We start from the raw sequence: 9,226 nt of genomic DNA, 5'->3' as shown, positions 1-9,226 counted from the left end.
TGTTCTTCCCATTAATTGGGGCTGATTTTCAGCTTCTGCCATAGAGTAAGCTTTTTGAAAATGTGAGATGGCATCCTCATACTGTTTTAAATCTAAAAAATTGGTGGCAAATAAAGAATGACACTGCAGCAATCTTATATTATAAGCTTCATGTTCTTTGTATATTTCATATGCCTGCCGTGCATAGTCCATTGAAAAATACGTTTGTTTCATATAGTAATAAGATTCAGACATCTTAAAGAAAAACTCTGCCTTCTCTATCCGATCCTTAACAAATATCAACTTGCTTTCGGCCTTTTTAAAAAATTTAATAGCCGACAGATATTCCCGCTGGTCTAGCTCATACATGCCCCTGAAGAAATTAAAGTAATAATCAAGGACTCCAGTTAAACGCGCCTGTTTTTTATCAATCTCAATCAGCAAATCTGACAATCTCGGCTGTTCCTCGATCCGCATTTTCTCTAGTGGTTCAAGGTACTCAAGCATCAGGTTGTGCCGGAATTCCATCAGTGAATAGTACAAATGAAGATCCTGATCTTCTTCCATTTGATCCAGCTCTTGTTTGATTTCTCTTCGCAAATACTCTGCATCGGGTATGCTGAATTGGCGTATGTACATATACCATTCGTTAATCTTTTCTCCGACGGAAGAAGAAGATATGACACCTGTCACGTTTGCAAATCCCTCCCTTCATTATTCTATATATGTCATATTTTATCATCATCATTCTTGTGAGAAGCGCAAAAAAACCGCAATCTTTTCTTTCGTTACACCGCATTGATGGGGATTTTTTCAAAAACTGCTTTTGTCCTCAGCAATTTGTACAAGCAAACACATTCACCTTCCATATTCTGTTGTATCTGCGTGAGCAGTGTATTTCTGAAAAGGAAGTGAAGGTATGAGAAAAAACAAGCTTTCCTTTAAAGAAAAAGCAGGAGCCACACAAGAAGAATGTTTATGTTTTTGTGAGGAAGAAGCTAGCCGTGAAGCAATGTTTCAAGCGCCGATTGAATTGCCTGAGGGGTTTGTTGTTGATCCGGCTGAAGCTGTTGCAAACGTCACGTGGAATGCAGACAGCCTTTCTTGTGTCAGTGAACGTTGCTTAATTGAGACGGGGCCTGAGCCTGATGAAATCGGTGTTCAATTTGCAGTACGCCTGCAGGGAACCGTTACGCTTCTCGTCAGTGTCTCACCAGTGCGAAATCAATATGGACAAGGGGACGGGGCCGTTTCTGTCATTCACAATGCAGAGATCGATCAAGTCGTCTATTATTCTGATAACCCGGATGATTGCCCGGATTTCAGTGGCATCACGATCGAGAACCTTGTTGTCGTTCCGCCGTTCTACGGCAGTCCTTTATCGGTGACGGGGACGATTGTGCTTGTACCGGAGCCGGAGCCTGTTTATGCGTTTACAGCGAATCCAAATGATCAATCAGTTTCTGTGATTGATACAAACACTCATACTGTTGTGACAACGATTGCTCTTCCGTACCGGCCGACAGGTATTGAAATAACTCCGGATAAAAGCGCTGTGTTTGTCTTGCATTTCAACAATAATGTGATTTCTGTCATCGACTATGAGACATTAACGGTGACAGCATCTATTTTGCTGGATCAGCAGCCTCAATCGATTACATTTATCCCTAATCATGAATTTGCTTATGCTTTCGCCGGCACTGTCATTTATGTGATTAGAATTGATACGTTGGCTGTCGAGAGGTCTATTCCTGTAGAAGGTTTTGATATTGCAATTGATCCCAATGGGTTATTCGCCTATGTTCTTAATTTTGGTTTAGTGCAAAAAGTGGACCTATTCACCGGCGAAGTCACAGGAACGATTGAACGAGAGCTTATCGTATCATCCATAGAAACAGATTCTACGGAGCGGTATGCGTATGTATTAGAACAAGAATTCTTATTCAATTATTTGACGGTTATTGATTTAAATACGTTTACGATCAGGGATACCCAAGAGCTGGAGCCTGACGGGCTATATGTAATGTTTACGAGTGGATCAGAGGTGTATTTACATGACAGCTTCACTGGCAATTTATATTCTGTCAGTCCGAATGGAGCAGGCGTAATTGGAAATCTTCCGCAATCAGCAACAGACTATGCGTTTACCCCGAATGGCGAATTTCTGTATGCAACTCGTTTTATAGAGCAGAGCATCATTGTTTACAACACAGATGATTATTCTGAGGAAACTGTGATATCTCTTGGGGTTTCACCGGGGGCCATTGCAATTTAATCAACATCTACAATCAGTATATTTATGCGGCACAGCCTAACAATAATACCGTGACCGTGTACCGCACGAGTGATGATACAGCTGTGACGGTGATTCCGGTTGGGGACGGTCCGTCTGTGATAGCGATATAGCTTATTTCACAGGTCGAGATAAGTGAAGCCGTGATTAGAGAATCGTTTATAAATAAATGATCCGATCTGCTGGATGGCAGCCAGGATGACCAGAAACAGCAGTTCACTTATGGTGAAACTGAGCATCCACCCAATCCCGGCTACTGTCAGCACTCCCGCAAGAATTTTTTTGAACAGGGTACCATGCTGGAAAAGCTGCAGCAAGTATGTTCGCATGTAAAACAATAAATACAAAATCAGTAACAATGCCAGCCCCATTGAAACGGCAAGGGGCGTGTGAAGGCGGAAAGGGACGGCTTTAACGATTTCGAACATGCAGCCGAATATGATGACTTGGCATAATACAGCAGCCATCACGTATGTTTGGCGGACATTTTTATAGCTGTCACGCAGCGATTTGACGTCTTCTGCATAGCGGCTGCACAATCTGTGATGCTGGAAGTCACAGCAGCTTTGATGAGACTGTGTGAGTTTCTGAAAAGCTGCTGTCATGTTTTTCACGGATTGGATGACATAGTGAAGATAGAGAAAAGCAGGCAGCATCAGAACGGCAGCGATACAAGCCAGCAGTCCGAGCTGCAAAGCATCGTTATTAAATATCTGTACATATTGCGCTGCGGCTTCGGCGACGGCCTGAACCCAGCCGAAGGAATAAGCCGCCATACCTAAGAGCAGCAGCAACACGGTAAAGACATTGCTTTTTCTCATTGTCCGATCGCCTCTTTCTGAGAAACATGAATGACCGCTTTTTTAGAAGATGCCAATGCATCAATGAGAGACAAGAAATCTTGACTATTCATACCGTGAATGATTCGGTACATGTCGAGAAACGTGCAATCGCACCTGTCACACTCGGCCGCCCATTCGAAGCATTTACGAACATAATCGCTGTCATAAATGATCGCGTCCGTCAAAGAATCCTTGCCGTATTGGAGCCAGGCCTCAATCTGTTGTTTTTGCTGTGTGACATAGTAGGAAGCGACATCAATATAAGCCGAAGAATGCGCCCCTTGACTGTGAAGGATCAAAAAACCGCCATCCTCATACATGTGAGCCTCGGCTGATAAGCGATCGATTTCCAGGCGGTACGTTTGCTGAATCTCTTGAAAAAACGGTGAATCTAATTGAAATAGAATACGAGACGCGATGTCCCAATAAAGCTTTAACGTCAACAGATTGTTTTCTCCGGGAATTGCGCCGATCTGTAATCCGGTCCATGTGTCTTCCATCCGCTCCTCATTACCAAGCACCATCTTTTGTGAGAGGGCTGGTGGAGAGGAAACGGAGATGATTTTTCTTTCTGCTTTATGATCTGGACGCTTTTCCAGCCGGAGGTGAGGAGGCAAAAGGGCTTCCGTGTCTTCTGAGCCTCCGATCAAAAACAGCGTCATCCGCTGGGGCTGATAGGCGGCATTGTAGGCTTTTTGTAAATCACAGATGTCCAGCGCCTTAATGTCCTCGATTCTGCCTGCGGGGAAGACGGCAGCAGGTGAGGCGGGAGAAAGCATGCTGATCAGCTGATAATGGTAAGAGAGCTGATGATTGAGGTGTGCTGTTTGAATTTCGCTTGTAATCACAGCTTTTTCCTGAGTGATCATCTTCTTGTCAAATGAGTTGTTCCATAACGCATCAAGCAGGATGGGGATCGTCTGTCTGAGCCGATCCGGCAATGAGGTAAACATGAAATTGGTATCGGTGTAGGTGGTGAACGCGTTTAAAAGCGCGCCATGCGCAAAAAAATCACTGTACAGATTGCGGCCATTATGCCAGAAGAGAAGATGCTCTAAAAAATGCGCTGTGCCATACGGGAGAAGCGTGTCACCTGATTCTGCCTGTAAGCGGATATCCCGGCTTCCAAAATCGATTTTCACATTGCACAGCCGCAAATGGGCGCGGGGGAACTTCAATCTGAATATTTTCAGCCCGCTGTCTGTGTATCTGATATCGGTTCGTTCATCCAGTTGTTGAAAAAAGGCTTTCTTTTCCATCTCTTCATCCCCTTACTACATGAGCTCCGATATAATTGATAGCCGCTATGAATGGCAATACATCGCGGCACGTAACCGCTGAGATGCCATCCAGCAAGTCTTCTTTCGTGCAGGAGAAGCGGCGCAGGATTCCCATATAGGCTAAAAGCCCTTCGGGAGAATCGAATTGCAGCAGCATTTCATTGCGTAAAAATTGCTTTGCCTGTTCTAGTTCCCGCTCATCGGCTGAAAAATGTGAGACAGCTTCCAAAACGCGCGGGGGAATCTCTTTCTCATGAAGCTGATCCGTACATATTGAAACAAGCAGCAAATTGTTCATGATGTCGTATCGGGTGATGACATGATAGACTGCCAGATCCTTTTCGCGGAAATGCTTGAATAAAGCGGAATGTCCGTACTTTCCGAGCAATCCGTCTATCAGCTGGATTTTGATATAATCGCTGGCATCTTTCAACTCCCCGCAGTCAAATCCGAGAGTCAAGACGGAAGGACCTGTTGCGCTGCGTGTCTCTGTTTCAAAAACATGCCGGTTCACGAGGAATCTTCCGGCCGTTACGGCGGACGTTTGCGATGCATGTCCCGGAATATCACATGCTTGTACATGTCCCAATATGTTCAGCTGTTTTTGTTGGGACAATAAATCAACGATGAAATCCATTGCATTTAGAAACCGTTGTGGATGGATTGCCTGTATCCTGTCTTTTCGGCCAAACATGGCTGTGCCGTACATCGGGTTTCCGAATGCCTCCTCCGCCAAGCGGGCGGCCGAGTAGGAGAAGGGGTCAGCGAATTTCTTTTCGATTTTGAGCAGCAATTCATCCTTTGCCTTTTCAACAGCATCTGCTGAAAGAGAAGAAGGAAAAGTCATGTCTGCAAATGTCTTCATCAGGGCATCAACTTGAAGATTCTTGTTAAATGACGGGTGAATCAAACGGGTTCCGCAGGTTTTTAGCTGCTGGTCAAAAAAGAGATTCGCTGAATACATAAAGCGGCTGCCGGCGGCGTAACCGAAAGCGTCAATGATTTGCTGCTTCAGGTGTGCAGCCGCGCCGTAAAAATAGATTGTTTCTTCTTCAGGCTCCGCCGCGCTTTCGATCGGCTTCAGAAAGCTCGCGGCGATTGAGATTGTTGAAAATTGATGAGTCTTCAGCAGGTTAACTTCCAAGCCGTTCTCTTTTGCTTGTATCAAAGAAACCACCATCCTGTTTTTGCAGGTAATAAACTATGATCAGCGCCGCAATTGGAATCACCGCCAAGGAGACAGCGATGCCGGCTAAAGTGGCTAAGAAAAGGGGAAGACAAAATAGATAAGACCGGTATTTTGAAAATCCGCTCCAGAGCTGCTGCTCCGTCTGCCAGCCGAAGGACGGCCTTTTTTCATCTGCGGTTAACCGGATAAACGCGCCCGCCAGCAGCAATTCCATACACTGCACAAAAGTAAGGGCTGAAATCGGGCGGCCGCTGATGAAGCCCACAATGATAGCGACAAGGAGAAATCCGCCGGCCAATAGGCCTGAATAAAAGCGATATTTCGCCCAAAACATCGTTCTTCGTTTAATTGGAAGCGTGATGAGCAGCGTGCGATCGTTTTTTTCAATAGAGTACAAAAGGGCGATCGGCGAGCAAATTAGCAAAAGGGCGGAAATCACAATATAAATCACTTGCTGATTGAAGATGCCGGTGTTCATCATCTGGAACGAAAAGAATCCGCTGAACGCCGCCATCACCACGTAATTTAACAGCATCGCTTTAGAAGAAATAAATCGGTTCCATTCTCTTTTGTAAAACGAAAATTCAGATCGCCGCATAAAAGAATGCATCTTGCTCTGCTGCGGAGGCGCCTGCAGAAAGACCGGAAAGTCAATGATCACTGCCCACAGCATGTGAACCGCGCATAGCGGGATCGTGACGGCCGGCATAAAAGCGGCACTGAGGCATACAAAGGCGAATACCGCCGCATGCAGCAGAAACATCGAGTTCTTCTTTTTGACGAAATGGTTGCTTAGCATAACTCCGAATATTATCGAGTAAACGGTAAAAAACGAAAATCTGCCAAGCCAAAACAATGTTTGCACCCCTGACAGCGTTCCGTTTCCAAATAAGAACAGCGGTAAAATAAAAAAGAATAACGTTCTTCTCAAACAGGTATCGACAAACAGAACGACACTCTGGGCGACCCAAAAGCTCCGTGAAGAAATCGGCAGCAGGCAGCTCAGCTTCATATAGGATTCCTTCCATTGAGATGTCACGGAAAGAAACACCATATATGCGTTCATCAAGAGAAGCGCGAGTATGATATATGTTTTTCCCAACACCGATTCGTCAATGCCGGCCTGGCGGATCAGCCCGATTTCAAACACGGTGAGAATCACAAGCCCTGCAGCAATGCGGATAGCGTCCTTTTTCCCTTGCCGGCTGTAAAGCTGTTTGAACAGCAAAGACATGATGGGGAATATGTTATTCATGGCCGATCACCTCAAAAAATTCCCGCCGCAGATCGGTCTCCTCTCCAATCGGAATGACCTTTTGGATCTGTTTGTTGTGAAGAATGGCCGCAAAGTCACAAAATCTCTGCACGACATCGAGCAGATGGGAAGAAAACAAAATGGTTCCGCCTTCCTCACAGTACTCCCGCATTTTCTGATAAAAGACCTCTATTGATTCCACATCCAAACCGACGAGCGGCTCATCCAAAATAAACAGGGGAGCCCGCAGCAATAACCCTGTCATCAACACAACCTTTTGCCTGTTTCCCAAGGACAGCTCCGAGATTCTCCTGTTGATGTATTTTGAAAAATGAAAGGCCTCAGCCAAACTGGCAAACTGCTGCTCTGAAAAATCCTTTTGATAAAGCGAATGGACGAAAGACACATAGTCCTTCGCCGTAATTTCTGTAAACAGCAGCGGATAATCTGCGGCGAAGTAACGGTAAGTCTTCAGTTGATCTGATGTTTTCTGCGGCATGCCGGCCTCCGCTTCAATGCCGCACAGCGTAAAGCCCCCGCTGTAATTGCGGTTCACTCCTGTCAGCGTATTGATCAGTGTTGTTTTTCCGGCACCGTTTACCCCAAGCAATCCGTAAACGGCGCCTTTTTCTAAGTGTAAGTCCACGTGCTCTAAGATGACGTTGTCCCGTTCATACCAAACGGATACATCGTGTATATCCAAAATGCTCATCGCGAGTCAACCTTCCGCGCGCGCATCCCGAAAAGAATGGCAATGGCAATGAAAATCAGCGTAAACAGATAATCGCTTTTGACAAAATAGACGACTGCGCCGATGACAAAGATAAATGAAAGGATATACAGTAAAATTCTTCTTTGTGCTGGTGACAAATCGTTTCCCTCCTAAATAAGCTGGACCACGTCTTCTAATTGTTCATTTTTCGCCCAAGAGCAAATGTTTTTCCGGTGATATTTGTTAGAGTTCAGCCCTTTTAAGTAACAGCCTCCGCAATAGCCGCTGAACGGGCATTTGTCTTTCATGCAATGCTCGCTGAACCGCGGCGCCTGCGCTTGCCACAGTTTATGGACGAGAGGGGAGTTAAAGATGCTTTCATATGAATCATGAAAGATATTTCCCAATGAAAACTCCTTCGGAAAGAGCGCGCACGGACGTACTTCTCCGAACGGGCTGATCACAATGGACTTCCAGCCAGCGCCGCAATTTGCCGCGCGTTTTCTCTCATAAGGAATAATCGGAATCAGATCTTTAAACTCATCAATGATATTTTGCTCGTACTCCATAAATTTGCGGTGCTGCTCGGCGTCTTTTGTGGGGTGGACAATATCTCTGCCTCTTCCGAAATCATCAACCCAATTGTAAGAAAACGCCTTTGCCCCGAGATCCCGAACCTTTTGGGCCATATCGTGGATTTCCCACATGTTTTTTTCGAAAACGGACATGGCGACTCTGACAAATATACCGTGGTCACTCAACAATTTTATCGTTTTACAAGTTTGGGCAAAAGAGCCTTTTCTCCCTCTAAAGGAGTCATGGATCTCGGAATTCACACTATCGAGAGAGATGCCGACAATGATTTTTTGTTTGTAAGCTTTCAAAAGCTCCAGGCTCTCTTTTCGCATGAGTGTTCCGTTTGTTAAGACAGCGACCTTTTTGAACTTTTTGCACACATAGTCAAGAATCTCATTGGCGTTCGGATGGACAAAAATTTCTCCGCCCGTGATTTCGCATGTCAATACACCGTTGTCAAACAGCATATCAGCCGTTTTCTTGAATTGCTCAATCGACACGGTGCCGAGCGCTTCCGGCGAGCTTTCCAAATAACAGTGGGCGCATTTCAAATTACAGCGGTGCGTCAGCTCAAAGGTGGCGTGCAGCGGCATCGGAAATTCGTTGCTTCCGCTCGTGGTGATCGCATGACGGCTGGACCGATTTTCAAGCTGGATGACCTGCTTGTTCAGGAGCATGTTGAGCATGTCGTAATACCAATCCTTATGGTCTTCCGGTGATTCATCGTACACGGCGCATTGTTCCGCTAAAATCTGTTCAGCCGTTTTTTGCCCATCCATTCGCATGCAGAGCTCGTAAGCCGTTTTGTTAAGATCCAAATACTCAAAGTCAGAAATGGAGACATTATCGCGCAAGTAGTCGATTTCTAACACGCCGCCCTCAGGGAGCTGGTGAACTCTTACACTTTCATTAATAAATGGAAACATCTGCTCTATAAACAAAATACCATCCCCTATACATATGATTCAAATGAAAAACGATTGTGTATGTATAACCAAGAGGTAGATTTTAGTTAAAAATTGTAATTTACTAAAAAGGGCATAGTAGAATGACTATGCCCTTTTGGAGAATCTTATCCCCATAGACCGAATAGACCTGTA

General features: G+C 45.2%; 8 protein-coding genes and 3 pseudogenes. 2 read left to right on the top strand and 9 right to left on the bottom strand.

Annotation, left to right across the window (positions count from 1 at the left end; genetic code table 11):
• A pseudogene (gene rapF, locus RAC86_RS30310) lies at positions 1 to 672 on the bottom strand (response regulator aspartate phosphatase RapF); the annotation flags it as partial.
• A 226-nt stretch (positions 673 to 898) separates the two neighbouring features.
• Between rapF and RAC86_RS30305 the strand changes: the two are divergent.
• Positions 899 to 2,254 carry a YncE family protein gene (locus RAC86_RS30305; RefSeq protein ID WP_072565434.1) on the top strand — a complete coding sequence of 452 codons (1,356 nt, stop codon included), beginning with the start codon at positions 899 to 901 and terminating at the stop codon, positions 2,252 to 2,254.
• A gap of 11 nt (positions 2,255 to 2,265) precedes the next feature.
• Positions 2,266 to 2,385: pseudogene (locus RAC86_RS39455) on the top strand (hypothetical protein); the annotation flags it as partial.
• A 6-nt stretch (positions 2,386 to 2,391) separates the two neighbouring features.
• On the opposite strand, the gene RAC86_RS30300 reads toward RAC86_RS39455, so the two are convergent.
• The 8 genes and pseudogenes from RAC86_RS30300 to RAC86_RS30265 all read right to left on the bottom strand — a co-directional run.
• Positions 2,392 to 3,093, bottom strand: a complete 702-nt coding sequence (locus tag RAC86_RS30300; protein ID WP_072565433.1) for an antibiotic biosynthesis protein AlbG — start codon at positions 3,091 to 3,093, stop codon at positions 2,392 to 2,394.
• Positions 3,090 to 4,373, bottom strand: coding sequence for a M16 family metallopeptidase (locus RAC86_RS30295; protein WP_072565432.1), 1,284 nt, complete (start codon positions 4,371 to 4,373; stop codon positions 3,090 to 3,092). Before RAC86_RS30295 ends, RAC86_RS30300 begins: the two co-directional genes overlap by 4 nt.
• A gap of 4 nt (positions 4,374 to 4,377) precedes the next feature.
• The gene (locus tag RAC86_RS30290; protein ID WP_072566791.1) at positions 4,378 to 5,538 is read right to left on the bottom strand and encodes an insulinase family protein; all 1,161 of its coding nucleotides are present in this window, start codon (positions 5,536 to 5,538) and stop codon (positions 4,378 to 4,380) included.
• A complete protein-coding gene (gene albD, locus RAC86_RS30285) occupies positions 5,528 to 6,838 on the bottom strand; it encodes an antilisterial bacteriocin subtilosin biosynthesis protein AlbD (protein ID WP_072565431.1) in 1,311 nt (436 codons plus the stop codon). The genes RAC86_RS30290 and albD overlap by 11 nt, the downstream gene beginning before the upstream one ends.
• A complete protein-coding gene (locus RAC86_RS30280) occupies positions 6,831 to 7,550 on the bottom strand; it encodes an ATP-binding cassette domain-containing protein (protein ID WP_014115548.1) in 720 nt (239 codons plus the stop codon). The genes albD and RAC86_RS30280 overlap by 8 nt, the downstream gene beginning before the upstream one ends.
• Entirely contained in the window at positions 7,547 to 7,708 is a 162-nt protein-coding gene (gene albB / locus RAC86_RS30275) for an antilisterial bacteriocin subtilosin biosynthesis protein AlbB (RefSeq protein WP_072565430.1), read from the bottom strand. Before albB ends, RAC86_RS30280 begins: the two co-directional genes overlap by 4 nt.
• Positions 7,709 to 7,720: 12 nt before the next feature.
• Positions 7,721 to 9,067 (bottom strand): subtilosin maturase AlbA, encoded by a 1,347-nt coding sequence (gene albA / locus RAC86_RS30270; protein WP_072565429.1) that lies wholly within the window; start codon positions 9,065 to 9,067, stop codon positions 7,721 to 7,723.
• 24 nt (positions 9,068 to 9,091) lie between these two features.
• Positions 9,092 to 9,226 (bottom strand): annotated as a pseudogene (locus RAC86_RS30265) (bacteriocin-like protein SboX); the annotation flags it as partial.

The organism is Bacillus sp. LR_5, assembly GCF_042709275.1.
This window is presented reverse-complemented; position numbering and strand designations above follow the sequence as displayed.

Bases quoted from the DNA above. Each gene is read 5' to 3' on its own strand.
- RAC86_RS30300 (WP_072565433.1), bottom strand. From the start codon at position 3,093: ATGAGAAAAAGCAATGTCTTTACCGTGTTGCTGCTGCTCTTAGGTATG.
- RAC86_RS30280 (WP_014115548.1), bottom strand. From the start codon at position 7,550: ATGAGCATTTTGGATATACACGATGTATCCGTTTGGTATGAACGGGAC.
- albD (WP_072565431.1), bottom strand. From the start codon at position 6,838: ATGAATAACATATTCCCCATCATGTCTTTGCTGTTCAAACAGCTTTAC.
- RAC86_RS30305 (WP_072565434.1), top strand. From the start codon at position 899: ATGAGAAAAAACAAGCTTTCCTTTAAAGAAAAAGCAGGAGCCACACAA.
- RAC86_RS30295 (WP_072565432.1), bottom strand. From the start codon at position 4,373: ATGGAAAAGAAAGCCTTTTTTCAACAACTGGATGAACGAACCGATATC.